General features: G+C 57.4%; 27 protein-coding genes. 15 read left to right on the top strand and 12 right to left on the bottom strand.

Annotation, left to right across the window (positions count from 1 at the left end):
* Window positions 1-9: 9 nt before the first annotated feature.
* Window positions 10-207, top strand: a complete 198-nt coding sequence (locus DW56_RS14025) for a YbdD/YjiX family protein (RefSeq protein WP_024554210.1) — start codon at window positions 10-12, stop codon at window positions 205-207.
* Between the two features lie 7 nt (window positions 208-214).
* Here the strand turns inward: DW56_RS14025 and DW56_RS14020 are convergent, their stop codons facing one another.
* The 4 genes from DW56_RS14020 to DW56_RS14005 all read right to left on the bottom strand — a co-directional run bounded on the left by DW56_RS14020 (window position 215) and on the right by DW56_RS14005 (window position 3,503).
* A complete protein-coding gene (locus tag DW56_RS14020; RefSeq protein WP_024554209.1) occupies window positions 215-595 on the bottom strand; it encodes a helix-turn-helix domain-containing protein in 381 nt (126 codons plus the stop codon).
* Window positions 596-607: 12 nt separating this feature from the next.
* Complete coding sequence (locus DW56_RS14015) at window positions 608-868, bottom strand: type II toxin-antitoxin system RelE family toxin (protein ID WP_024554208.1); 261 nt, start codon at window positions 866-868, stop codon at window positions 608-610.
* A gap of 182 nt (window positions 869-1,050) precedes the next feature.
* Window positions 1,051-2,295, bottom strand: a complete 1,245-nt coding sequence (locus DW56_RS14010) for an MFS transporter (protein WP_024554207.1) — start codon at window positions 2,293-2,295, stop codon at window positions 1,051-1,053.
* Between the two features lie 119 nt (window positions 2,296-2,414).
* A complete protein-coding gene (locus DW56_RS14005) occupies window positions 2,415-3,503 on the bottom strand; it encodes an oxidoreductase (protein WP_024554206.1) in 1,089 nt (362 codons plus the stop codon).
* A gap of 260 nt (window positions 3,504-3,763) precedes the next feature.
* Here DW56_RS14005 and DW56_RS14000 point away from each other — a divergent pair, with 260 nt between their 5' ends.
* From DW56_RS14000 to DW56_RS13985, 4 genes are read left to right on the top strand one after another with little or no spacing between them, the layout of a single operon-like run.
* Entirely contained in the window at window positions 3,764-5,269 is a 1,506-nt protein-coding gene (locus DW56_RS14000) for a sugar ABC transporter ATP-binding protein (protein WP_024554205.1), read from the top strand.
* Complete coding sequence (locus DW56_RS13995) at window positions 5,266-6,261, top strand: ABC transporter permease (protein ID WP_024554204.1); 996 nt, start codon at window positions 5,266-5,268, stop codon at window positions 6,259-6,261. The genes DW56_RS14000 and DW56_RS13995 overlap by 4 nt, the downstream gene beginning before the upstream one ends.
* Before the next feature lie 24 nt (window positions 6,262-6,285).
* Window positions 6,286-7,350, top strand: a complete 1,065-nt coding sequence (locus DW56_RS13990; protein ID WP_024554203.1) for a sugar ABC transporter substrate-binding protein — start codon at window positions 6,286-6,288, stop codon at window positions 7,348-7,350.
* Window positions 7,350-8,594 (top strand): LVIVD repeat-containing protein, encoded by a 1,245-nt coding sequence (locus DW56_RS13985; RefSeq protein WP_024554202.1) that lies wholly within the window; start codon window positions 7,350-7,352, stop codon window positions 8,592-8,594. Before DW56_RS13990 ends, DW56_RS13985 begins: the two co-directional genes overlap by 1 nt.
* 50 nt (window positions 8,595-8,644) lie before the next feature.
* On the opposite strand, the gene mtnK is transcribed toward DW56_RS13985, so the two are convergent.
* The gene (mtnK, locus tag DW56_RS13980) at window positions 8,645-9,844 is read right to left on the bottom strand and encodes an S-methyl-5-thioribose kinase (RefSeq protein ID WP_024554201.1); all 1,200 of its coding nucleotides are present in this window, start codon (window positions 9,842-9,844) and stop codon (window positions 8,645-8,647) included.
* 105 nt (window positions 9,845-9,949) lie between these two features.
* On the opposite strand from mtnK, the gene mtnA reads away from it, so the two are divergent.
* The gene (mtnA, locus tag DW56_RS13975) at window positions 9,950-10,969 is read left to right on the top strand and encodes an S-methyl-5-thioribose-1-phosphate isomerase (protein WP_024554200.1); all 1,020 of its coding nucleotides are present in this window, start codon (window positions 9,950-9,952) and stop codon (window positions 10,967-10,969) included.
* Window positions 10,970-10,999: 30 nt separating this feature from the next.
* Here the strand turns inward: mtnA and hemF are convergent, their stop codons facing one another.
* Entirely contained in the window at window positions 11,000-11,902 is a 903-nt protein-coding gene (gene hemF / locus DW56_RS13970; RefSeq protein ID WP_024554199.1) for an oxygen-dependent coproporphyrinogen oxidase, read from the bottom strand.
* A gap of 3 nt (window positions 11,903-11,905) precedes the next feature.
* Complete coding sequence (amiA, locus tag DW56_RS13965) at window positions 11,906-12,778, bottom strand: N-acetylmuramoyl-L-alanine amidase AmiA (protein ID WP_024554198.1); 873 nt, start codon at window positions 12,776-12,778, stop codon at window positions 11,906-11,908.
* Window positions 12,779-12,991: 213 nt separating this feature from the next.
* Here amiA and DW56_RS13960 point away from each other — a divergent pair, with 213 nt between their 5' ends.
* Window positions 12,992-13,417 (top strand): GNAT family acetyltransferase, encoded by a 426-nt coding sequence (locus DW56_RS13960; protein WP_024554197.1) that lies wholly within the window; start codon window positions 12,992-12,994, stop codon window positions 13,415-13,417.
* 33 nt (window positions 13,418-13,450) lie between these two features.
* Here the strand turns inward: DW56_RS13960 and DW56_RS13955 are convergent, their stop codons facing one another.
* On the bottom strand, window positions 13,451-13,849 hold the full coding sequence (locus tag DW56_RS13955; protein WP_024554196.1) for a YgiW/YdeI family stress tolerance OB fold protein: 399 nt from the start codon (window positions 13,847-13,849) through the stop codon (window positions 13,451-13,453).
* A 100-nt stretch (window positions 13,850-13,949) separates the two neighbouring features.
* Between DW56_RS13955 and DW56_RS13950 the strand changes: the two genes are divergently transcribed.
* The 8 genes from DW56_RS13950 to cysM all read left to right on the top strand — a co-directional run bounded on the left by DW56_RS13950 (window position 13,950) and on the right by cysM (window position 20,863).
* Window positions 13,950-14,306, top strand: a complete 357-nt coding sequence (locus DW56_RS13950) for a DUF2919 family protein (RefSeq protein WP_024554195.1) — start codon at window positions 13,950-13,952, stop codon at window positions 14,304-14,306.
* Window positions 14,307-14,366: 60 nt separating this feature from the next.
* Window positions 14,367-14,942: an RpoE-regulated lipoprotein gene (locus tag DW56_RS13945; protein ID WP_024554194.1), complete on the top strand. Its 576-nt coding sequence runs from the start codon at window positions 14,367-14,369 to the stop codon at window positions 14,940-14,942.
* A gap of 92 nt (window positions 14,943-15,034) precedes the next feature.
* Window positions 15,035-15,934 carry a Dyp-type peroxidase gene (locus DW56_RS13940; RefSeq protein WP_024554193.1) on the top strand — a complete coding sequence of 300 codons (900 nt, stop codon included), beginning with the start codon at window positions 15,035-15,037 and terminating at the stop codon, window positions 15,932-15,934.
* A gap of 149 nt (window positions 15,935-16,083) precedes the next feature.
* Window positions 16,084-17,100: a sulfate ABC transporter substrate-binding protein gene (locus tag DW56_RS13935; protein ID WP_024554192.1), complete on the top strand. Its 1,017-nt coding sequence runs from the start codon at window positions 16,084-16,086 to the stop codon at window positions 17,098-17,100.
* Complete coding sequence (cysT, locus tag DW56_RS13930; RefSeq protein WP_024554191.1) at window positions 17,100-17,930, top strand: sulfate/thiosulfate ABC transporter permease CysT; 831 nt, start codon at window positions 17,100-17,102, stop codon at window positions 17,928-17,930. The genes DW56_RS13935 and cysT overlap by 1 nt, the downstream gene beginning before the upstream one ends.
* On the top strand, window positions 17,930-18,805 hold the full coding sequence (gene cysW / locus DW56_RS13925; protein ID WP_024554190.1) for a sulfate/thiosulfate ABC transporter permease CysW: 876 nt from the start codon (window positions 17,930-17,932) through the stop codon (window positions 18,803-18,805). The genes cysT and cysW overlap by 1 nt, the downstream gene beginning before the upstream one ends.
* On the top strand, window positions 18,795-19,880 hold the full coding sequence (cysA, locus tag DW56_RS13920; protein ID WP_024554189.1) for a sulfate/thiosulfate ABC transporter ATP-binding protein CysA: 1,086 nt from the start codon (window positions 18,795-18,797) through the stop codon (window positions 19,878-19,880). The genes cysW and cysA overlap by 11 nt, the downstream gene beginning before the upstream one ends.
* A 71-nt stretch (window positions 19,881-19,951) precedes the next feature.
* On the top strand, window positions 19,952-20,863 hold the full coding sequence (cysM, locus tag DW56_RS13915) for a cysteine synthase CysM (RefSeq protein WP_024554188.1): 912 nt from the start codon (window positions 19,952-19,954) through the stop codon (window positions 20,861-20,863).
* 77 nt (window positions 20,864-20,940) lie between these two features.
* On the opposite strand, the gene crr is transcribed toward cysM, so the two are convergent.
* From crr to cysK, 4 genes are all read right to left on the bottom strand, one after another.
* Window positions 20,941-21,444 (bottom strand): PTS glucose transporter subunit IIA, encoded by a 504-nt coding sequence (crr, locus tag DW56_RS13910; RefSeq protein ID WP_024555239.1) that lies wholly within the window; start codon window positions 21,442-21,444, stop codon window positions 20,941-20,943.
* A 43-nt stretch (window positions 21,445-21,487) separates the two neighbouring features.
* Window positions 21,488-23,215 carry a phosphoenolpyruvate-protein phosphotransferase PtsI gene (ptsI, locus tag DW56_RS13905; protein ID WP_024555238.1) on the bottom strand — a complete coding sequence of 576 codons (1,728 nt, stop codon included), beginning with the start codon at window positions 23,213-23,215 and terminating at the stop codon, window positions 21,488-21,490.
* Window positions 23,216-23,258: 43 nt separating this feature from the next.
* The gene (gene ptsH, locus DW56_RS13900) at window positions 23,259-23,516 is read right to left on the bottom strand and encodes a phosphocarrier protein Hpr (RefSeq protein WP_004960145.1); all 258 of its coding nucleotides are present in this window, start codon (window positions 23,514-23,516) and stop codon (window positions 23,259-23,261) included.
* A 386-nt stretch (window positions 23,517-23,902) separates the two neighbouring features.
* A complete protein-coding gene (cysK, locus tag DW56_RS13890) occupies window positions 23,903-24,874 on the bottom strand; it encodes a cysteine synthase A (protein ID WP_024555236.1) in 972 nt (323 codons plus the stop codon).
* Window positions 24,875-24,897 lie beyond the last annotated feature (23 nt).

The raw sequence follows: 24,897 nt of genomic DNA, 5'->3' as shown, positions 1-24,897 counted from the left end.
GATAAAACGATGTTCGACACCCTTGCTAAAGCCGGAAAATACCTCGGCCACGCAGCGAAAATGATGATTGGCGTACCGGATTACGACAACTACGTGGAACATATGCGGGTGAATCACCCGGACCAGACGCCCATGACGTATGAAGCGTTTTTCCGCGAGCGTCAGGACGCCCGTTACGGCGGCAAAGGCGGCGCGAAATGTTGCTAAGCGCCTGTCAGCGGTACTGCATCAGTTGCTCCGGCTGGCAGCCATAAAGCGCCGCCAGTTTTTCGCGGGTACGTTTTTGCGGACGTGAATCAGGCGATTCCAGCTGCGAAACGGCAGACTGGCTGATGCCGAGCTTTTCCGCCACCTCCTGCTGCGACAGCCCGCGCCAGATACGCCAGGCGGCCTGTAAACTCACGTTCTGCTCGACTGTAATGCCAACCACCTCATGCGGCAGCGCGACGTCATCCTCGCTATCTGACTCCCAGGGCAATGACGCCAGCGCCTCTTCATCTTCCAGCTGCGCCAGCATAGACAGATAGAGATCATAAGGGATGACCGCATATTCGGGTTTGCCCTGTTTATCATGAATAATTTGTGCGTTAAGCATATTGCTCCCCCGTTAATTCAGGTAAGTCGTCGTGGTTCTGCGTTTAACTTCCAGAATGAGGCAGATAACCGGTACGCCTGCCACGCGCTCGTAGATAACCCGATAATTCCCCACCCGCAGCCGGTAACGGGGTTTCAGCCCCGCCAGTTTTACAATATCCAGCCGGGTATCTTCAGCGGCGAGCGCGGAGACCTTCTTGTAGAGCGCGAGCCTGTCGCTTTCCGGTACGGCGTTGAGTTGTTTGTACGCCCGCTTCGTCCATCTGATCTCCATTGCGTTCCCTCACTCTATCTGCTTTCGCGGTATAAGTAAAATATAAGAATATAAGCTTTTATCTGAAAGCGATTTGCTTATATGGAGTACGCTAAACGGGGAACGGGCGGGAGGAAAGCGGCAGCGAAAGGTTTCTCGTGCCGTCTCGCAAAAACGCCTTCCGGGCGGAAGGCGTCAGGTCATTACACTGCGTCGGGTTTAGGCTCCTCCAGCCGCTGGCGCTTGCGCAGCGAGGGGAAGAGTTTCATCCACAGCCCCACCACCACCAGCGTGCCGATGCCGCCAATCGCCGCGGCGGGCACCGCGCCAAACAGCGCCGCCAGCATGCCGGACTCAAACTCGCCAAGCTGGTTTGAGGTGTTGATGAAAATGGAGTTGACGGCGTTGACGCGCCCCAGCATGTCGTTTGGCGTATCAAGCTGCACCAGCGCGCCGCGGATAACCATGCTGACCATATCGAAACCGCCCGTTGCAAAGAGCGCGATAAGCGACAGCCAGAGATTGCTTGAGAGCGCGAACACAAGCGTCGCCACTCCAAATCCGGCGACGCAGAGAAACATAATCATGCCGACATTTTTTTCAAGCGAATGACGGCTAAGCCAGAAGCCGACCAGCAGTGCGCCGACGGCGGGCGCAGCGCGCAGCAGCCCCAGGCCCCACGGGCCGGTATGCAGAATATCGTGCGCGTAAATCGGCAGCAGCGCCGTCGCGCCGCCTAACAGCACGGCAAAAAGATCGAGCGATATCACCCCCAGCACGTCCGGCCGCTCGCGAATAAACTTCACTCCGGCGAACAGCGTGGCGAGGCTTGCAGGCTGGCGCTTCGGCGGCGCTTGCTCATAGCGCAGGCGGCTGACCATGGCTATCGACACCAGATAAAGCGCGGCGGTGAGTCCATACACCACATCCGCCCCGAACGCATACAGCAGGCCGCCGAGCGCCGGGCCCATGATCATCGCCGCCTGGCTTGATACCGCGCTCGCCGCCGTGGCGCGCGCCAGCAGAAAGGGCGGCACCAGCGCGGGCAGCATCGACTGAAGCGACGGCGCCTCCATGACTTTCGCCACGGAGATGATAAAGATAAGCCCGAGGATAATTTTGACATCCGCGAGGTGCAGCACCGTAACGGCGGTAAGGGCGCCGATAGCCAGCCATTCCACCAGTTGTCCAAGCAGCACCACGCGGCGGCGGTCGCGCTGGTCGGCGACGTGGCCTGCCCAGAGCGCAAGCGTAATGGAAGGAAGAAATTGCACCAGGCCTATCAGGCCAAGGTAAAACGCGCTGTGGGTGAGGGCATAGATTTGCCAGCCCACCACGATAGATAACATCTGGAAGCCAAAGCCGGAGCAGGTGCGCGCCAGCCAGAAGGCGACAAACGAGCGGTGCGCCAGCAACGACGCCCCGCTGTCAGCGTGTACAGAAGCCATAAACCATCCCATTAACCTAAAGAAAAGAGGCGGCGCGAATAGTGTTTTATCGCCGCATCAGCAAGGTTTTAAGCCTACAGAGATTTCGCCGAAAGGGGCATGGCGGCGCGTGCTTTTCGTTAGCGCGCGAAGCTTTCCACCTTTTCAAACGCCGCGCGCAGGCTGGCAGGCGTCAGTTCCACCGGCAGGTAGTGAATCGACTCCACCGGGCGCAGCGTGTGGGCGATAACGCTTTCAAGCTCCGCCGCGTTATGAATATCCACATCCAGCCCGGCAAGCGTGGTCGGCAGATTAAAGCGCTGATAAGCAGCGATGAGCTGCGTCAGGATCTCATCCTGGCCGAGCAGGGCGCTCTGCACCAGAATGCCGTAGGCCACTTTTGTACCGTGAAGAAACTTTTCGGTTTGCGGCAGCACGGTCAGGCCGTTATGTACCGCATGCGCCGCCGCCACGCGGGTATAGCGCTCGCCAAGGCCGCCCACCATGCCGCCGCCTGCGATAATCGCGTCCACAATGTCGCGAAAATCCTGGCTAAGCTCGCCGCGCTGCTGGTCCGCCAGCGCCGCCTCGCTCTGTTCCAGCAACACATCGCGAATCGCTAACGCGGCGTTAATGCCAAGGCGCACGGTCAGCGGCAGCGTTTGCGGCGCAGGGGCCAGCACCACGGCTTCGTACCATTTGGCAAGCGTATCGCCGATGCCCGCCAGCAGATACTCCACGGGCGCGCGCAGAATGATTTCCGGCTCCACCAGCACCAGGTGATTGGCGTCGTTGAAGATCTCAAAATGCAGCGCCTGGCCCGCGTCGTTATACCAGACCGAGAGCGGCGTCCAGGCGGCGCAGGTGGCTGCAATAGTCGGGATCCCCACGACCGGCAACCCCAGACGGCGCGCCAGCGCTTTGGCGGTATCCAGCAGCGCGCCGCCGCCTACGCCAATCACTACCGCGCGGTCGTCGCCCGCTTGCTGCGCAAGTTGAGCCACATCGCTTTCGCTGCAATGCCCTTTAAACAGCGCTTTTTTCGCGCCCGGCGCGTTAAACGCTGGCGGCAGAAAAGGCTGCGCGGCGGCGATAGCGCGTTCGCCATATACCCAGAAAGCGCGGGAAAGTTGCTCAGGCGTGTAGAAATCGGCAAGGCGCGCCAGCGCGCCCGGGTGGGAGTAATAGTTAGCCGGGCCGGGAACGACGCGAATATCGGTGTTGCTCATGTAAGTGTCCTTGTTATGTTTTCTTTCACCCTACCATAAACAGACTTCCGGACGTCTGAATAAATCGCGACCGCAAGTTGCATTATTTTCATGATGACCAGAGAAACGGCGCGAACGTGAATTATTTTGATGTTACTTCTGGACATCTGGACGTCTAATGCTTTTTCGCTTTATCTTATGCCGATTCGTTCATTGCCAGGGATACGTCTGCGTGAAAAAGTGGCAAATCATTGCGTTATTACCACCCGGAGAGCCCCGCCATGCCTGTTTCCCCGCGCCTTGACATGCGCGATATCTCGATTGCTTTCGCCGGGTTTCAGGCGCTCACGAAAGTGGATTTCACGCTCATCGGCGGCGGTGTTCATGCGCTGACGGGGGCCAACGGCGCGGGCAAATCAACGCTGATGGCCGTGCTGTGCGGCACGTATCCCGATTACCAGGGCGAGATCCTGATCGACAGTGAACCGGTCGCTATCCGCTCGCCGCGCGAGGCGAAAGCGCTCGGCATTCATCTGGTGCAGCAGGAGGTAGACGTGGCGCTGGTGCCGGGGCTGAGCATTGCAGAGAACATCATGCTCGATCATCTGGCGCAGCCTGGTCATTACTACCGCTGGCGCGCCATTCGCGCCGAGGCCCGGCAGGCGCTGGCGCAGCTGGACGTCACGCTCGACGTTAACCGCCGCATTGAAAGCTGCACGCTTGCCGAAAAACAGCAAATTTTGCTGGCGCGCGCGCTTTCCCACCGCTGCCGTTTTTTAATTCTCGATGAGCCCACCGCGCCGCTGGACCAGCATGAAAGCGAGCGGCTGTTTACTGTGGTGAAGCGCCTGCAAGCGCAGGGCATCGGCATAGTATTTATTTCTCACCGCATTCATGAGCTGAAAGCCATCTGCGACACCTTAACGGTGCTGCGCGACGGCAAGCTGATTGAGAGCGGCCCGATGGCGGCGCTCAGCGGCGAACAGATCGTGGAAAAAATGCTTGGTCATGAGCTAACGGATATCTACCCGCCGAAACGCCCGCCAGCAGGCGATGAAACGCTGTTGCGCATCGACGGCCTGCATGACGAAAGCCTGCTGCGCGATATTTCGCTGCGCCTTAAGCGCGGCGAAATCCTCGGCATCGCCGGGCTTGCGGGCGCGGGTAAAACCGAGCTTTGCAAAGCGCTTTTTGGCGCCAGCGCCAGTACGCTGCGCGCAGGCGAGCTGAACGGCAAACCCTGGCAGCCGCGCGACCCGGCGGACTCAGTAGCGCAGGGGCTGGCGTTAATTCCTGAAGAGCGGCGCAAAGAGGGGATTTTCATCGACGAGCCGGTGGTGATGAACCTTGCGGTCAGCGCGGACACCACCTTCGCTCGCGCAAGCCTTTTTCGCCACCGCGAAGCCTGGCGCTGGGCGCTTAAAAGCATTGCACGGCTTGGCGTACGCACCACCGGGCCCGCGCAGCCGCTGCGCAGGCTTTCGGGCGGCAACCAGCAGAAAGTGGCTATCGGCAAATGGCTGCGCGGCAAGGCCAGCGTATTCATTTTTGACGAGCCGACCAAAGGGGTGGACGTCAAAGCGAAAACCGACCTTTTCACGTTAATCGACCAGCTGGCCCGCGAAGGCAAAGGCGTGATTTACGCCTCCGGCGAATTTGCCGAGCTGGTGGGCCTGTGCGACCGCATCTGCGTACTCTGGGACGGACGCATTGTGGCGGAGCTGGACGGACGCGAGGCCAGCGAAGAAACCTTATTACTTTACTCCACCGGAGGAACCCCAGCGTGAGCAAAGCCGCAACCCTTAAGGCGACGCCGTCGGCGCGCCATCAGCTGTTTGAATTTTTCTATAAGTGGGGGATGCTGCTTACCGTGGTGGTGCTGATTGCGCTGTTCGGCATCGCCTCCGACAATTTTCTCGACCCGTTTAACATCATCAATATTTTGCGCTCCATCGCCATTGTGACGGTCATTGCTATCGGCGTGTCGGTATCGCTGACGGTGGGCGGGTTTGACCTTTCTGTCGGCTCTACCGCCTCGCTTGCTAACGCGCTGGTGATTTCGCTTTTCGTCTGGCACGGCTTCGGCACCACGGAAGCGATTGTTATCACGCTGCTGCTTTGCGCGCTGGTGGGGCTGTTTAACGTCTTTCTCATCGTGGTGCTGAAAATTCCCGATATGCTCGCCACGCTTGCCAGCCTGTTTGTTATCCAGGGTGTGGCGATGACCTACAGCTTCGGCGGATCGATTACCGAAAATATGGTGCTGCCGAGCGGCGACATGGCGGAAGGGACAATCCCGGAAGCGTTCGGCCTGCTGGGCCAGGTGCCGACCATCGTTATCATTATGCTGATTGTGACGCTGGTAGCGCAGCTTGGCCTTTCGCTCACCACCCACGGGCGGCGCATGTACGCCATCGGCGGCAACCCGGAAGCGGCGCGCCTCTCCGGCATTCGCACCACCCGCTATAAAGTGGCGGCGTATATGATCGCTTCGCTGCTGGCGGGGCTTGGGGGCATTCTGCTCGCTTCGCGCATCGGCTCTTCGCAGGTGAATGCGGGCGGCGGTTACCTGATGGACGCCGTTGCGGCGGCATGGATAGGCTTTTCGCTCGCCGGCAGCGGCAAGCCTAACGCTCTCGGCACGCTGGTCGGCGCGGTAATTCTTGGCGTGCTCTCCAACGGTCTGGTCATGCTTTCGGTGCCGTACTACGCAATGGACATTATCAAAGGGCTGGTGCTTGCTGGAGCGCTTGCCATCACCTATATCCAGCGCCGTTAATCACAGGACAGGGAATCAAACAGAATGAAAAAATTTACGCTCTCTTTGCTGGCGCTGGGCCTTTTTTCCTCGCTGCCGGGTTTTGCCGCCGCGCCTGCGCCAGTGCCGGAGGCCATCGCTAACCATAGCGGGCCGGTGCGCATTGCCGTTATCCGCAACCTGGGTTCGGACGATAACACCACGCAGTTTGTCGCCGGCGCGATTCAGGAAGGCAAAAAGCTGGGCTTTAAGGTCAGCACTTTTCTGAGCAACGGCGACGACGCGAAATTCCAGGATTTCGTTAACCAGGCCATTAGCCAGAAATATGACGGCATTATTCTCTCCCAGGGGCGCGACCCGTACTCCACGGCGCTGGTGAAACGTATTGTCGACGCGGGCATTAAGGTTTCCGTGTTCGATACGGCGGTGAACGGCGATATTCCCGGCGTGACCGTAACCCAGCAGGATGACGCTTCGCTGACCAACCTCTCTTTCGGCCAGCTGGTAAAAGATTTCAACGGCAAGGCGAACATCATCAAGCTGTGGGTGGCGGGCTTCCCGCCAATGGAGCGCCGCCAGGCGGCTTATCAGGCCATCCTTAAACAGAACCCTGGCATTAAAGAGCTGGAGTCTATCGGCGCGGTGTCTTCCGACGTGCAGGGCGATACCGCGAACAAAGTGGGCGCGGTGCTGGCGAAATACCCGAAAGGGCAAATTGACGCTATCTGGGGCGCCTGGGATGCGTTTAGCCAGGGGGCTTATAAGGCGCTGAAAGAGAACGGACGCACCGAGATCAAACTCTACAGCATTGATGTTTCAAACCAGGATTTGCAGTTAATGCGCGAAGCCGCCAGCCCGTGGAAAGTGACCGTTGCCGTCGATCCGAAGCTGATTGGCGCGACCAACGTGCGCCTTATCGCCAATAAGATTGCGGGCGAGCAGACCCCTGCCACCTATGATTTTAAAGCCGCCGCCATTCCGCAGGCGCTGCTGGCAAGCCAGGGCGGGGCGGTGAACGTGGCGAGCCTTGGCAAAATCATTCCGGGCTGGGGCCAGACGGAGGATTTTATCGCGCCGTGGTTCGCGACGCTTGAAGCGAAGAACAAATAATGGCCGCTGACTTACCGCGTCCCGATTACAGCCGCAATATGCGGCTGATTGGTCACAGCGACCAGGGCGGAAGGCCGGACGGCGTGCAGCTGATGGTGCACCGCGGCTTTGCGTATATCGGCCATATGGTGTCGCAGGGGTTTTCCATTGTGGACGTGCGCGACCCGAAAAACCCGAAGGCGGTGGGTTTTGTTCCCGCGCCGCCGGGAACCTGGAACGTGCATTTGCAGGCGCACGACGATCTGCTGCTGGTGATTAACGCTCGCGACCTGTTCGCCGACGCCCGCTTCGCCGATGAAAAGGTCTATTACACCCGCTCCGTGGGCGACACCGTGCGCGATGTGCAGGAGAGAGGCTGGAGCGCCGGGCTGCGCGTGTTTGATATTTCCACGCCCGATAAACCGCGCGAAATCGGTTTTTTATCGTTAAGCGGCATCGGCATTCACCGCATCTGGTATGTGGGCGGGCGCTGGGCTTATGTTTCGGCGCTGATTGACGGGTTTACCGATTATATCTTTTTGACTATCGATCTTGCCGACCCGCGTAAACCCGAAGTGGCGGGGCGCTGGTGGTTGCCGGGCATGAACGAGGCGGCAGGTGAAAAACCAGACTGGCCGCAAGGAAAACGCTATGCGTTGCACCATGCGATTATTGCGGGCGATACGGCTTACGGCAGCTGGCGCGACGGCGGGCTGACGATTCTGGACGTGAAAGACCGCAGCCAGCCGACGCTTATCAGCCATCGCAACTGGAGCCCGCCGTTTGGCGGCGGGACGCATACCGCGCTGCCTTTGCCGGACCGCGACTTGCTGGTCGTGCTGGATGAAGCGGTGCTCGACCATCAGGAGGATGGCGAGAAACACATCTGGCTGTTTGATATCCGCGAGCCGTCAAACCCGGTCAGCATCGCAACGTTCCCGCAGCCGGATGAAGCGGATTACGTGGCTAAAGGCGCGCATTTCGGGCCGCATAACCTGCATGAAAACCGCCCCGGCAGTTTTATTAGCTCAACGCTGATTTTCGCGACATACCAGAACGCCGGGGTGCGAGCCTATGATATCTCCAACCCTTATCGGCCTGTGGAAACCGGCGCGCTGGTGCCCGCCGCGCCGGCGAAAATGATGGATACGCGGCCTGGCCGCCCGCAGGTGATACAGTCCTGCGACGTGTTTGTCGATGCGCAGGGGATTATCTACAGCACCGATTACAACGGCGGATTGTCGGTAATCGACTATCTGGGATAGCGCTGGCGTTTGGTCCTGACCCTCTCCCGCCAGGGGAGAGGGCAGAGCGCTTAACCGTATTGCCGTACGCGGGCGATCAGTTCGTCGGCGCTGTCGATACGCGGGGCGAGCACAATCAGCGCTTTGCCAAGCTCAATGGCGTGGCGCAGGCAGGAGAGTTTCATCTCTTCATCCTGAATGGTGTCGATATCCGCCACGTGGGAAAGCCCTACGCTTCGACGGATAAGCTCCGTACCCGCAAAGCCGATGGCGTCGGCCCATACTTTTTTCAGGAACTCGCTGGCGTAGCCAGGGAAAGCCAGCGCCGCATCGCGGGTTTTCTCCCGCGCAAGCGACTGAAAACGCTCGGCGAAGGTATTCCACAGCTCGACAATATCCGCAAGGCGCTGGTCGCGACCGCTGGCGGCTTCGCGGATGCCAAGCTGCCCCGGCAGGCCGCAGTAATTCAGCAGCAGGTTGCCAATGGCGGTGCCCACATCAAAGCCTACAGGGCCGAAGTAACCAAATTCGGCGTCTATCGCCTTCAGGCTTCCTTCGGCGACAAAAATCGAGCCGCTGTGTATATCGCCGTGCAGCAACGCTTCCGCCTGCGAAAAAAAGCGGTGCTTCAGCGCGGCAACGGCGGTTTTGAGCTGCGGATCGTCCCGCAGGGCTGCCGCTTGCGCTTCCAGCTTCGCCGGATAGTTATTACGTTCGTGGATTTGGTATGGATCGTTGAAAAAGAGATCTTCAGTGATTTCGCACATTTCCGGGTTGATAAAGCGCGCCACCTGGGCCTTTTTTTCATGCGGATGCAGGTAAAAATCGCTGGTGTGAAAGAGCGTTTGCGCCAGGTATTCGCCAAGCTGGCGTGCCGCCTGCGGATAATAGACGCCTTTGATAAGCTCGCCGCGCCAGATGCGGTGGCTGGAGAGATCCTCCATCACCATGACCGCCAGTTCAGCGTCGTAATGATGGATTTTTACGGTGTGCTGCGGGCAATGTTGGTAGTGCGCCACCAGGGTTTGCGCTTCCAGCCGCGCGCGGTCTAAGGTCAGCGGCCAGGATTCGCCCACGCAGCGCACATAGGGCAGCGCCTGCTTAACAATAATGCGGCTTACGCCTGCGGCATCGAATATCTTAAACACCAGATTGAGGTTGCCGTCGCCCACCTCCTGCGCCTCTACAAGGCTGGACGGATCCGCGAGACCGCCAAACTGTTGCGCGTAAGCCACAGCGTCCTGGGCTGTGAAGGTTCGGTAGTGCGACATTACGAATATCCTCATGCAATCAGGTTATAAAGCCGTTCAGACGTCTATACATCCGTTTTGCATCCTGACACAATACGCCACAATAACGCAACAGGGATTTAACTCATGCAGACACTTCAGACAACCAGCCTGCGGGTGGTGGACAATAAGCTCTGGATCCTCGACCAGCAGGCGCTGCCGCAGCAGAAAAACTGGCTGCCCGCCGACAGCGTGGAAGCGCTGGTGGGCCATATTCATGCTTTACGCGTGCGCGGCGCGCCGCTGATCGGCCTTTCCGCAAGCCTGCTGCTGGCGTTGCTTGCCGGGCGCGGCATGGCGCGCGACCAACTGGCGCAGGCGCTGGAAACGCTGCGCGCGGCGCGGCCCACGGCGGTCAACCTGATGAATAACCTTGGCCGTATGCAACAGGCGCTCGCGCAAGAAAACTACGCCGCCGCGCTGGAAGCCGAAGCGGTGCGGCTGGTGCAGGAAGATCGCGAGCTGTGCGACCGTATCGCCCGCGCAGGCAGCCAGCTGGTGAAGCCCGGCAGCCGTTTGCTGACCCATTGCAATACCGGCGGGCTGGCGACGGCGGGCGTGGGCACCGCCCTTGGCGTCATCGCGCAGGCATTTGACGAAGGGAAAGTGAAAAGCGTCTGGGTGGATGAAACCCGGCCGCTGTTACAGGGCGGTCGCTTAACGGCATGGGAGCTTGGCGAGCTTGGCGTGCCTTATCAACTGATTACCGATTCAATGGCGGCGAGCCTGATGGCGCAGGGGCAGGTCGATGCGATATGGGTTGGCGCGGATCGTATCGCGGCGAATGGCGATGTGGCTAATAAGATAGGCACCTACAGCCTGGCGGTGCTGGCGAAGTTTCACCATATTCCGTTTTATGTCGCCGCGCCGCAAACGACCCTCGACCCGGATTGCCCGGATGGCGCGGCTATCCCGATTGAACAACGTGCGCCAGCAGAGGTGACGGGCGTGGCGGGCAGCTTCGGCGCGGTGCAGTGGGCGCCAGAAAATGCGCGGGTTTACAACCCGGCTTTTGACGTCACCCCCGCCGCGCTGATTAGCGGTTGGGTGCTGGACAGCGGTGTGGTCACGCCAGAAGAGGTGGCGAACGGGCATTTTAAAAACTAGCGGCGCCATTTCACCGGCGCCGCGGCAGGATCACACCCAGTCGCGTACCGGCAGAAAATCGCGGTACAGGGCCGCTTCCGGGCTGCCCTCTTCAGGCTGATAGTTATACTCCCAGCGCACCAGCGGCGGCATCGACATCAGAATCGATTCGGTGCGCCCGCCGGTTTGCAGGCCGAACAGCGTGCCGCGGTCCCACACCAGGTTGAACTCCACATAGCGCCCGCGACGGTAGAGCTGGAAGTCGCGCTCGCGCTCGCCCCAGTCAAGCGCTTTGCGACGCCCGACAATGGGCAGATAGGCATCAAGATACCCGTTGCCCACCGCCTGCATAAAACTAAAGCAGTGGTCGAAATCGGGCGCGTTCAGGTCATCAAAGAAAAGGCCGCCAATGCCGCGCTGTTCGTTGCGGTGCTTGAGGAAAAAGTAATCGTCGCACCACTTTTTATAGCGCGGATAAACATCCTCGCCAAAAGGCTGGCAAATGTCGCGCGCGGTGCGGTGCCAGTGTACGGCGTCTTCTTCAAAGCCGTAGTAAGGCGTTAAGTCAAAGCCGCCGCCAAACCACCACACCGGGTCGGCGCCTGGCTTTTCGGCGATGAAAAAGCGCACGTTAGCGTGGCTTGTCGGCACGTAGGGGTTGCGCGGGTGAACCACCAGTGAAACGCCCATTGCTTCAAAGCTGCGCCCGGCAAGCTCCGGGCGGTGCGCGGTGGCGGAGGCGGGCATGGCGTCGCCATGTACGTGGGAAAAGTTCACCCCTGCCTGTTCGAACACGCCGCCCTCCCGCAGCACCCGGCTGCGACCGCCGCCGCCGCCCTCGCGCTGCCAGGCGTCTTCGCTAAACGCCGTGCCGTCGACAGCCGCGAGCTCCCGGCAGATACGGTCCTGCAAGTCGAGCAGGAAGGATTTAACGGTCTGAATATCCGGTTGCATTCGTTAGCCTCGCTTCGAGTGGGCTTTGTGGTTATCGAACCAGTTGAAATAGCTGATCACGCCATTGGCGATAGCGGTAGCGATTTTCTGGCGAAACGCATTGGTGCCGAGCAGCTTTTCCTCTTCCGGGTTGGTGATAAACGAGGTTTCCACCAGCACCGAAGGGATAGACGGCGATTTCAGCACCACAAACGCCGCCTGTTCAGTCGAACGGCTGTGCAGGCGGTGTACCGGCTTGATTTGTCGCAGAATGTGCGAGCCGAGCGTGAGGCTGTTTTTGATGGTGTCGGTCTGCACCAGATCGAACAGCACCTGTTGCAGATAGTGATCTTTATTTTTCACTTTGCTGCCCGCCACGTCATCGGCGGCGTTTTCGCGATCGGAGAGGTATTTCGCCATGGCGCTACTCGCGCCGCGGTTGGAGAGCGCGAACACCGAAGCGCCTGCGGCGGAGGGGCTGGTAAAGCCGTCGGCGTGAATCGACATAAAGAGATCCGCGCCATGCTTATGAGCGATTTCTACCCGGTCATAAAGGGGAATAAAGGTGTCGTCGCTGCGCGTTAAGCGGGCGTCTATGCCCTTTGAGCGCAAAATAGCGCGCACCTTTTTGGCTATCGCCAGCACCACATGTTTCTCTTTCGAGCCATTATGGCCGATGGCGCCGGTATCGATGCCGCCGTGGCCTGGGTCCAGCATAACCATGCGCTTCGCGCCCGCTTTTTTCGCTTTCGGTTTGCTGTGGCTGTTGCGGGTGGCGAGCGGTTTTTCTTCTCTGGCAAGGGCTTTGTTAATGCCGGTAACCGTCAGGGCTGCGAGGCCCGTAAGCAGCAGCTGACGGCGCGATGTGAGTTTTTTTAAAGGCTTAATAGTGCTCATGCGTCCTGACTTCTGTTTTTGTGGTCCCGCAGTGTTATAGCGTATCGCTCTCCAGGGGACGACATTCCGTAGCGGGAAAAGTTTTACTTTTCGTTTCAAGGCGAGGCGAAAGGGAAGTATGCCATTTTTTGCGAACTTTTGCCGGGCATATTGGCTATTGCGACCGATAGCGCCATAATCACTGTTTTTATTGCACAAAAGATGGGTAATACCATGGAGATACGTGTTTTTCGCCAGCCAGATTTCGAAGAGGTCATTACCCTTTGGGAGCGGTGCGACCTGCTGCGTCCCTGGAACGATCCGGAGATGGATATTGAGCGTAAGCTGAATCACGATCCGGACCTGTTTTTAGTCGCCGAGGTGAACGGAGAAGTAGTCGGTTCGGTGATGGGCGGCTACGACGGCCATCGCGGCTCGGCCTATTACCTGGGCGTACACCCGGAGTTTCGCGGTCGCGGCATCGCCAATGCGCTGTTAAGCCGCCTTGAGAAAAAACTCATCGCCCGCGGCTGTCCGAAAATTAACATTCAAATCCGCGAAGATAACGATCTGGTGTTGGGCATGTATGAACGCCTGGGTTATGAACATCAGGATGTGCTAAGCCTTGGCAAACGTCTGATTGAAGACCAGGAATATTAATTTTCACCCGGCGCGAGGCCGGGTGAGAGAGGCTTAACCTTTGGTCACTTTCTTCACGTCGATTTCCACGGAGTTCCAGTCTTTATCCACTTCCCCTTCAATACGCACTTTGTCGTTTGGGGTAATGGTGACGCCGTTCCAGACGTGATCGTCGATTTCAACGTTGATGGAGCCGCTGGCGTCGCGGAACTCGTAAAGTTCTTTGCCTAGCTTACGCACAATGTTGCCTTCCAGCGCTACCCATGCGTCGTCACGCAGGCTTTTCGCCTGTTCCACCGTGGTGCTGGCCGCATCCGGGCCTACGAAGCCGCCTTTGGCAGCGGCTGCGGCGTTGGTGTTATCCGGGCCGCTGAAACCCCCTTTTTGAGCGAGGGCCGGGGCTGCCGTCAGCGCGGCGGCGGCAAATAACAGCGCAATGCTACGTTTTTTCATATCAATCTCCTTTTGTTTATCCCGTGCGAAGCGCTTTCTTCGCACCCTTACAGGGTGACATAATTCCGCCATTTGTGATGGCGGATCCCGGAATTTATACATGTTTTTACCTTCCGATTACGATGGCAAAGGAATGCTGAAGCCGCCAGCGCTGTTCTGGGCGGTGCTACTGTTGCAGGCGCGCACCTGGGCGCTGTTTGTGCTGACCGGCATACCCGCGGCGCTGGCTTTTCTGTTAAGCGGACGGCGCGAGCGTTTCCCGCGATTGTGGCGGGCGTGGCGCTGGGTGTTAATCGCAACGCAAACCTGGCTGCTGGCCTTGCAGCTGTTTATGCTGATGAGCGATGAAGCGTCGGGCGCGGCGGCCGCAGCGTTGCTGGCGGCCGATTTTTTCGCCCTCTGGTGGCTTGGCTTTAACGCCCGCCTGCGCGCCTGTTTTATGACGCAAGGCGATTAACCGGCACTTTTTGCCTTTGCGGCGCTCCAACAAGGAATACTTTTTAAGATGGGAGAGAAAATGAAAAATCTGCGTTTGCTGCTTTGCGGTTTGCCGCTCGTGCTGACGGGCTGCACGACTTTATCGAATGTACACTGGTCGGCCGCGGCGCCCTGGAACTGGTTTGGCTCGACGCCAGAAGTCACGGAAAACGGGCTTGGCGATATCACCGCCGAAACGCCGCTGAAAGAAGAGGCTATCGCCGACGCGCTGGGAAGCGATTACCGCCTGCGCAGCGGCATGAAAACGCAGGGCGGCGCGGTGGTGCGTTATTTCGAAGCGCTGAAAGATGACAATCTTGCGGTTGTGGTTAACGGCGAAAACGGCACGGTCAGCCGTATCGATGTGCTGGACAAAGCGATTACCACCGACAGCGGCGTTGAGATTGGCACCCCGTTTGGCGATCTGTATGACAAAGCCTATGGCGCCTGCAAACAAGCGCTGGACGACGACAGTGAAGGGGTGGAATGCCAGGCGCCGGGCAGCCATCATGTGAGCTATGTTTTCACCGGCGAATGGCGCGGCCCGGAAGGCCTGATGCCTGCCGATGACACGCTGAAAAAATGGACGTTGCATAAGATTATCTGGCGCCGTTAACCGCTTGCTCTGGCGCAACGCTCCGGCAGAAAAATCGGGTACAATAGCCCGATTCATGCCACGCCCGTGGCATCGTTTTTTCTGGAGGAGTGATGTCTCAGGTACAAAGCGGCATTTTGCCGGAACATTGCCGCGCCGCCATCTGGCTGGAAGCGAAAGCGCAGGGTGAGCGGGAGGCGCTGCGCCAGGGTTGCAAAGCGTTAGCTGATAAGGTCGCCACCTTTCAGGCGCAGTTCCCGGAAGCCCACCTTGGGGTGGTTATCGGTTTCGGCCACGATCTCTGGCGCGAGCTGAGCGACGGCGTCGGCGCTGAAGAGCTGAAAAACTTTATGCCGCTTGGCAAAGGGCTGGCGCCTGCCACCCAGCATGACGTGCTGATCCACATTCTCTCCCTGCGCCATGACGTCAATTTCTCCGTTGCCCAGGCCGCGCTGGCGGCCTTTGGCGACACGCTGAAAGTAGAAGAAGAGACGCACGGTTTTCGCTGGGTGGAAGATCGCGACCTGAGCGGCTTTGTCGACGGCACCGAGAACCCGGCGGGCGAAGAAACGCGTCGTGCCGTCGCGGTCATCAACGACGGCGTGGACGCAGGCGGCAGCTATGTTTTCGTGCAGCGCTGGGAGCACAACCTGAAGCAGCTTAACCGCATGAGCGTGCCGGATCAGGAGATGATGATTGGCCGCACCAAAGCGGCTAACGAAGAGATAGACGGCGACGCCCGCCCGGTCACCTCTCATCTGACCCGCGTTGATTTAAAAGAAGAGGGCAAAGGGCTGAAGATTGTGCGCCAGAGCCTGCCTTACGGCACGGCGAGCGGCGTTCACGGTCTTTACTTCTGCGCTTATTGCGCGCGTCTTTATAACATTGAACAGCAGCTGCTGAGCATGTTCGGTGATAAAGACGGCAAGCGCGACGCGATGCTGCGCTTTACCCGTCCTGTTACCGGCGGCTACTATTTCGCGCCATCACTGGAGCGTCTTTTCTCGCTGTGATCCCCAGGCGGCGCGGCTTTCCGGCGCGCCGCCGTCTTATATCCTTTCGCAATTGCAAATCGCTAAACGGTATATAAAAGCGTTACAGCTTTAACACCCGTTATAAATAAACTGATGCCTGATCGTCATCACATTTATAAGGGTGCGCAATGGCCGTTAAGTTTACTAAAAAAGCATGGAGTGCAATCGCCATCTCTCTGTTAATGGCAGGACACGCTCAGGCAACCGAGCTGCTGAACAGCTCGTATGATGTCTCCCGCGAGCTGTTTGCCGCCCTTAACCCGCCTTTTGCGCAGCAGTGGGCGAAAGAAAGCAACGGCGATAAGCTCACCATCAAGCAGTCGCATGCGGGCTCCTCCAAGCAGGCGCTGGCCATTTTGCAGGGCTTAAAAGCAGACGTTGTAACTTATAACCAGGTGACTGACGTGCAGATCCTGCATGACAAGGGCAAGCTTATCCCGGCGGACTGGCAGAGCCGCCTGCCGAACAACAGCTCGCCTTTTTATTCCACCATGGCTTTCCTGGTGCGTAAGGGCAACCCGAAAAATATCCACGACTGGAGCGACCTGGTGCGCCCGGACGTGAAGCTGATTTTCCCGAACCCAAAGACGTCGGGTAATGCTCGTTACACCTATTTAGCAGCCTGGGGCGCGGCAGATAAAGCAGACGGCGGCGATAAAGCCAAAACCGAACAGTTCATGACGCAGTTTCTGAAAAACGTCGAAGTTTTTGATACCGGCGGTCGCGGCGCAACCACCACGTTCGTTGAACGCGGCCTCGGCGACGTGCTGATTAGCTTTGAGTCGGAAGTGAATAACATCCGCAATCAGTATGAAAAAGAGGGCTATGAGGTCGTGGTGCCGAAGGTCAATATCCTGGCGGAATTTCCGGTGGCCTGGGTTGATAAAAATGTGAAGGCTAACGGTACCGAAAAAGCGGCGAAGGCGTATCTGAATTACCTCTACAGCCCGACGGCGCAGCAAATCATCACCAATTATTATTACCGTGTTAATAACCCGCAGGTTATGGACAAGCTCAAGGACAAATTCCCGCAGACTGAGCTCTTCCGTGTGGAAGATAAGTTCGGCGGCTGGCCGGAGGCGATGAAAACCCATTTCAACAGCGGCGGCGAATTTGACCGGCTGGTCGCGGCGGGGCGTAAGTGATGTTTGCAGTTTCTAAGCGCGTGTTGCCGGGCTTTACCCTAAGCCTTGGCACCAGCCTGCTGTTTGTTTGTTTGATTTTGCTGCTGCCGCTTAGCGCGCTGATTATGCAGCTCGCTCAGATGAGCTGGGAGCAGTACTGGGAAGTGATTACTAACCCGCAGGTGGTGGCGGCTTATAAAGTCACGCTGCTTTCCGCGGCGGTGGCTTCAGTATTCAACGGCGTGTTTGGGCTGCTGATGGCGTGGATTTTAACCCGTTACCAGTTTCCCGGACGCACGCTGCTGGATGCGCTAATGGATTTGCCTTTCGCGCTGCCGACGGCGGTAGCGGGCCTGACGCTTGCCTCGCTTTTCTCCGTGAACGGTTTTTACGGCGAATGGCTGGCGCACTTCGGCATAAAAGTCACCTACACCTGGCTTGGCATCGCCGTGGCGATGGCGTTTACCAGCATTCCGTTTGTCGTGCGTACCGTACAGCCCGTGCTGGAAGAGTTAGGCCCGGAATATGAAGAAGCGGCGCAGACGCTTGGCGCTACGCGCTGGCAGAGCTTTCGTAAAGTGGTGCTGCCGGAGCTTTCTCCGGCGCTGATGGCGGGCGTGGCGCTTTCTTTCACCCGCAGCCTTGGCGAATTCGGCGCGGTCATTTTTATCGCCGGCAATATTGCCTGGAAGACAGAAGTGACCTCGCTGATGATTTTCGTGCGGTTGCAGGAGTTCGACTACCCGGCGGCCAGCGCCATCGCATCGGTGATCCTTGCCGCTTCGCTGCTGCTGCTGTTTGGGATTAACACTCTGCAAAGCCGCTTTGGCCGGCGCGTGGTAGGTCACTAATGGCTGAAGTTACTGAAGTGAAAAATTATGGCCGTCCCGGCGTGAACTGGGGCAAATGGCTGCTTATCGGCACGGGCGTCCTGGTCTCTTGCCTGATCCTGCTGGTGCCGATGATTTATATCTTCGCGCAGGCCTTTTCCAAAGGGCTGATGCCGGTGCTGGAGAATATCGCTAACCCGGACATGCTGCACGCCATCTGGCTGACGGTGCTGATTGCGCTTATTACCGTTCCCGTAAACCTGGTGTTCGGCACGTTGCTCGCCTGGCTGGTAACGCGCTTTGATTTTCGCGGGCGCCAGCTGCTGCTGACGCTGCTGGATATTCCTTTCGCCGTTTCACCGGTCGTGGCGGGTCTGGTTTACCTGCTCTTTTACGGCTCCAACGGCCCGCTTGGCGGCTGGCTGGACGAGCACAATATGCAGATTATGTTTGCCTGGCCGGGCATGGCGCTGGTCACCATTTTCGTCACCTGTCCGTTTGTGGTGCGCGAGCTGGTGCCGGTGATGCTAAGCCAGGGCAGCCAGGAAGATGAAGCGGCTATTCTGCTGGGCGCTTCCGGCTGGCAGATGTTTCGGCGCGTGACGTTGCCCAATATCCGCTGGGCGCTGCTCTATGGCGTGGTGCTGACGAACGCGCGCGCCATTGGCGAATTTGGCGCCGTGTCGGTGGTTTCCGGTTCGATTCGCGGAGAAACCCTTTCGCTGCCGTTGCAAATTGAATTACTGGAGCAGGATTACAACACGGTAGGTTCGTTTACCGCCGCCGCCCTGCTGACGTTAATGGCTATTTTGACCCTGTTCTTGAAGAGTGCGTTGCAGTGGCGTTTGAATCATCAGGAAAAACGCGGGCAACAGGAGGGAAACCATGAGCATTGAGATTGCCAATATTAAGAAGTCTTTTGGTCGCACCCAGGTGCTGAATGATATCTCACTGGATATCCCTTCCGGCCAGATGGTAGCGCTGCTGGGGCCTTCCGGCTCTGGTAAAACCACGTTGCTGCGCATTATCGCCGGACTTGAGCACCAGACCAGCGGGCGTATTCGCTTTCACGGCACCGACGTAAGCCGCCTGCATGCCCGCGACCGTAAGGTCGGGTTTGTGTTCCAGCACTATGCGCTGTTTCGCCATATGACGGTGTTCGACAACATCGCTTTCGGCTTAACCGTTCTGCCGCGCCGCGAGCGCCCCAATGCCGCGACGATAAAGCAAAAGGTGACGCAGCTGCTGGAAATGGTCCAGCTTTCGCATCTGGCTGACCGCTATCCGGCGCAGCTTTCCGGCGGCCAGAAACAGCGTGTGGCGCTGGCTCGCGCGCTGGCGGTAGAGCCGCAAATCCTGCTGCTCGATGAGCCTTTCGGCGCGCTGGACGCCCAGGTGCGCAAAGAGCTGCGACGCTGGCTGCGCGAGCTGCATGAAGAGCTAAAATTCACCAGCGTCTTTGTCACGCACGACCAGGAAGAGGCGATGGAAGTGGCCGACCGGGTGGTGGTGATGAGCCAGGGGCATATTGAACAGGCCGACGCGCCGGAGCAGGTATGGCGCGAACCCGCTACGCGCTTCGTGCTGGAGTTTCTCGGCGAGGTTAATCGCCTGAAAGGCACGATCCGCGGCAGCCAGTTCCACGTTGGCGCGCACCGCTGGCCGCTCGGTTTTCCGCCTGCGCATCAGGGGCCGGTGGATCTTTTCCTGCGTCCCTGGGAAGTAGACGTAAGCCGCCGCACCAGCCTGGATTCTCCGCTGCCGGTGCAGGTGCTGGAAGCCAGCCCGAAAGGCCACTATATGCAGCTGGTGGTGCAGCCGCTCGGCTGGTACGACGAACCGCTGACGGTGGTGTTGCGCGAAGATTATGTGCCGCACCGGGGCGAGCGCCTGTATGTGGGCCTGCAACATGCCCGCCTTTATAACGGCGACGAGCGGATCCAGAGTGTTGCTCTGGCTGAGACAGCCTGATAGCTTAGCGCCTTACACGACGAGCAAGCGGCCCCCGTGGCCGCTTTTTTTATGCTTTGGACAGACAGAACGTGAACACATTAGAACAGACTATCGGCAATACGCCTCTGGTGCGGCTGCAACGAACCGGGTTAACCAACGGGGCTGAAATCTGGGTCAAGCTCGAAGGCAACAACCCGGCGGGGTCGGTAAAAGACCGGGCGGCGCTCGCTATGATTACCGAGGCGGAAAAGCGCGGCGAGATCAAACCCGGCGACACGCTCATTGAAGCGACCAGCGGCAATACGGGCATTGCGCTGGCGATGATCGCGGCGCTGAAAGGCTATCGCATGAAGCTGCTGATGCCGGACAACATGAGCATGGAGCGTAAGGCGGCAATGCAGGCTTACGGCGCGCAGTTAATTCTGGTGAGCCGTGAACAGGGGATGGAAGGGGCGCGCGATCTGGCGAAGGCGATGGGCGAACGCGGCGAAGGCAAGGTGCTGGATCAGTTTAATAACCCTGATAACCCTTATGCGCATTACACCACCACAGGCCCGGAAATCTGGCGGCAAACGAACGGCCGCATTACCCACTTTGTTTCCAGTATGGGTACGACCGGCACCATTACCGGCGTAAGCCGCTTCCTGCGCGAGCAGCAAACCCAGATAAAAATCGTCGGTCTGCAACCGGAAGAGGGCAGCAGCATTCCCGGTATTCGCCGCTGGCCGCAGGAATATCTGCCGGGAATTTTCAACGCTTCTCTGGTGGATGAGGTGCTGGATATCAGCCAGCTTGAGGCGGAAAACACCATGCGTTCCCTGGCGCGTAAAGAAGGCATTTTTTGCGGCGTAAGTTCCGGCGGCGCGGTGGCGGGCGCGTTGCGTATCGCTCGGTCAAACCCTGGCGCAGTGGTAGTGGCGATTATCTGCGATCGCGGCGATCGTTATCTCTCAACCGGCGTGTTTGGCGAAGAGAGCTACAGCCAGGGCGCGGGGATATAACGCGGCTGTCCTGGACTGTACTGTTCGGCAGGCATAAAAAAACGGCGCCGCGGCGCCGTTTTTATCATACTGATGAATTACTTTTTGATGCGGATAACCGGGGTTTCGCCAACGGTTACGCTACCAGAAAGTTTGATCAGCTCTTTAATTTCATCCATGTTAGAGATGACGACCGGCGTCAGCGTGGACTTCGCTTTTTCTTCCAGCAGCGGCAGGTCGAACTCGATAACCGGATCGCCTTTCTTCACGCGCTGGCCTTCTTCTGCGAGACGCTTGAAGCCTTCGCCTTTCAGCTCGACGGTGTCGATGCCGAAGTGAACGAACAGCTCAATTCCGCTATCGGATTCGATAGAGAACGCATGGTTGGTTTCAAAGATTTTGCCGATGGTGCCATCTACCGGCGCAACCATTTTGTTGCCGGTCGGTTTGATAGCGATGCCATCACCAACAATCTTCTCTGCGAACACTACATCCGGCACGTCTTCAATGTTAACGATTTCACCAGACAGTGGAGCAACGATCTCAATGGTTCCGGTGTCGCTATTGCCTTTGTCACCGAACAGCTTACTAAATAACCCCATTAGCCTTCTCTCCTAAGCAGTAATTTGGGCCGCATCTCGTGGATTAGCAGATTGTTTTTTCTTCAATGAACTTGTTAACCAGCGTCATTAACTCGTCCGTTGTCGGTTGAGCAAGAGCCTGCTCTGCTAAAACCTTCGCATCTTCGAAGTTCGTGTTACGAATAATCTTCTTAATGCGCGGGATAGAAATGGCACTCATACTGAATTCATCCAGACCCATCCCCAGCAAAAGAAGTGTAGCACGTTCATCGCCAGCAAGCTCACCACACATGCCTGTCCATTTGCCTTCAGCATGAGATGCGTCAATGACTTGCTTAATCAGGTTCAGCACAGACGGCGACATCGGCTGGTAGAGGTGGGAAATCATATCATTACCACGGTCAACCGCCAGAGTGTACTGCGTCAAATCGTTGGTGCCGATGCTGAAAAAGTCGACTTCTTTCGCCAGGTGACGGGCGATAGTCGCCGCCGCCGGGGTTTCAACCATCACGCCGATTTCAATCGCTTCGTCAAACGCTTTGCCTTCATCGCGCAGCTCTTGTTTGAACGCTTCGATCTCTTTTTTCAGCGCGCGCACTTCTTCCACAGAGATGATCATCGGGAACATAATGCGCAGTTTGCCGAAAGCGGAGGCGCGCAGGATAGCGCGCAGCTGGTCGCGCAGGATCTCTTTGCGATCCATAGCGATACGAATCGCACGCCAGCCAAGGAACGGGTTCTCTTCTTTCGGGAAGTTCATATACGGCAGCTCTTTGTCGCCGCCGATATCCATGGTGCGAACGATTACCGCCTGAGAACCGCAAGCTTCAGCCACGGCTTTATAAGCCTGGAACTGTTCTTCTTCGGTAGGCAGGGAGTCGCGGTCCATGAACAGGAATTCGGTACGATAAAGACCTACGCCTTCTGCACCGTTACGCTCAGCGCCCGCGACGTCGCGCACGGTGCCGATGTTGGCGCAAACTTCTACCTGATGGCCGTCAAGCGTGATAGCCGGCAGGTCTTTCAGTTTAGCGAGCTCCGCTTTTTCTTCAGCCACCTGAGACTGAATATTGCGCAGCGCTTCGATCTCTTCGTTAGTCGGGTTAACGTAAACTTTGTTGTTAACCGCATCGAGAATCAGGTAATCGTCGTTTTTCACCTGCGAGGTGACGCTGCCGGTACCCACAATGGCTGGCAGCTCAAGGGAGCGCGCCATGATAGAGGTGTGAGAAGTACGGCCGCCCAAATCGGTGATAAAACCCAGCACCTTTTTCAGGTTCAGCTGAGCGGTTTCCGACGGGGTCAGGTCAGCGGCGACCAGGATGACTTCATCCTGAATGGCGCTTAAATCGATGATGGCGAGGCCCAGGATATTGCGCAGCAGACGCTTGCCGATGTCGCGCACGTCAGCCGCACGCTCTTTCAGGTATTCATCGTCAAGTTCTTCCAGCGCGGTGGCCTGACCTTCAATAACCTCGTACGCTGCGGCATCCGCAGTAACGAGCTTATCTTTAATCAGGGCTATGATTTCCTGCTCCAGCTCTTCATCTTCCAGCAACATAATGTGGCCTTCGAAGATGGCTTCCTTTTCTTCACCGAAAGTTTCGCCGGCTTTCACCTTAATCGCTTCTAACTGCGCAGAAGCTTTAGCGCGACCGCTCAGGAAACGTTCAACTTCCTGAGAAACCTTGTCGGCAGAAATTTTTTTCCGGTCGATGACAATTTCATCTTCCTTCAGCAGCAGTGCTTTACCAAAGGCGATACCCGGAGATGCTAAAATGCCTGAAATCATAACCCTACCTTACTTGTGACTGATTTTAATAAGAACCCGGAACTTACTCGAGTTCAGCCATCAGTTTTACCAGATGTTCAACTGCTTTCTGCTCGTCTTCGCCTTCCGCAGAAATGGTCACAACAGTGCCCTGAGTCAGACCCAGAGTTTGCAGCTTGAACAGGCTTTTCGCGCTGGCGCTTTTGCCGTTGGAAGTCACAGTGATCTCAGATGCGAAGCCTTTAGCTTCTTTTACAAACTGAGCAGCAGGGCGGGTATGCAGACCGTTCGGAGCGGTAATGGTAACTTCTTGCTGGAACATTGTATTTCCCCAACTTATAGGTTTAGTGTTGTGGAACTAAAGTCTAGCCTGGCGGCCGGACTTTAGCCTGTATTGTTAGCGCCGAGGTAAACGGAACGCAGCACAGGCTGCCAGAACGACGAAAATCGCATGGCAGGATCTCCATGCGGCACGCGTTTCGTTCGCCATTAATCATTATGCCGCGAAAAAAGCAGCTTAACCAAATCGTAAAATCGATTCAGCAAACACGAAGGGTGCCAATGATTAATTTCACGCATCGAAATAATTTGCTGGTTAAATACCAGACCCAGCAGGTTGAAGCAATGCCAGTGGGGGTAAAAGTTTGACCTGTGCCACAAAAAAGCACCCCTGAAGGTGCTTTTTTATTCAGATTTAACAATCTGGCATCACTGTTGCAGTTCTTTTTCCGTAAAGAGATCGGCAAACAGCGCGGTACTCAGATAACGCTCGCCTGAAGAAGGCAGGATCACGACAATGTTTTTATTGCTGAGGGCTTCGTCTTCCTGCAATTTCAGGGCGGCAGCTACCGCTGCGCCAGAAGAGATGCCTGCCAGAATGCCTTCTTCTTCCATCAGGCGACGGGCGGTAGAGATTGCCTCTTCATTGGTGATGGCGACAACTTTGTCGATCAGCTTCAGATCAAGGTTGCCCGGGATAAAGCCTGCGCCGATACCCTGGATTTTATGCGGACCCGGCTTGAGCTCTTCGCCCGCCAGCGCCTGCGCGATAACAGGCGAGTCGGTCGGCTCTACCGCTACGGTGATAAGGTCGGTTTTACCTTTGGTATTTTTAATATAACGACTAACGCCAGTCAGCGTACCGCCGGTACCAACGCCTGCAATAAAGACGTCAACCTGGCCGTCGGTATCTTCCCAGATTTCCGGACCGGTGGTCTTCTCATGAATTTCCGGGTTAGCCGGGTTGCTGAACTGCTGGAGAAGCAGATATTTCGCCGGATCGCTCGCCACAATTTCTTCTGCTTTCTGGATAGCGCCTTTCATGCCTTTTGCGCCTTCAGTCAACACCAGGTTCGCACCCAGCGCCTTGAGCAATTTGCGACGTTCGATACTCATTGTTTCCGGCATGGTCAGCGTCAGCTTGTAGCCGCGCGCGGCAGCAACATAAGCCAGAGCAATACCCGTGTTGCCGCTGGTCGGCTCAACCAGTTCAACGCCTGGTTTCAGTACGCCGCGTTTCTCGGCATCCCAAATCATATTGGCACCGATGCGGCATTTGACGCTAAAGCTCGGGTTACGGGACTCGACCTTAGCGAGGATGCGTCCATTACCGATACGGTTCAGTCGAACCAGAGGCGTATGACCAATAGTCAACGAGTTATCTTCAAAAATCTTACTCATGGCCTGTCCTTAACTGTATGAAT

Source organism: Franconibacter helveticus LMG 23732 (genome assembly GCF_000463115.2).
GTDB classification, from domain to species: Bacteria; Pseudomonadota; Gammaproteobacteria; order Enterobacterales; family Enterobacteriaceae; genus Franconibacter; species Franconibacter helveticus.
Note: the sequence above shows the minus strand (reverse complement) of the source record. Positions and strands in the feature narration are given on the sequence as shown.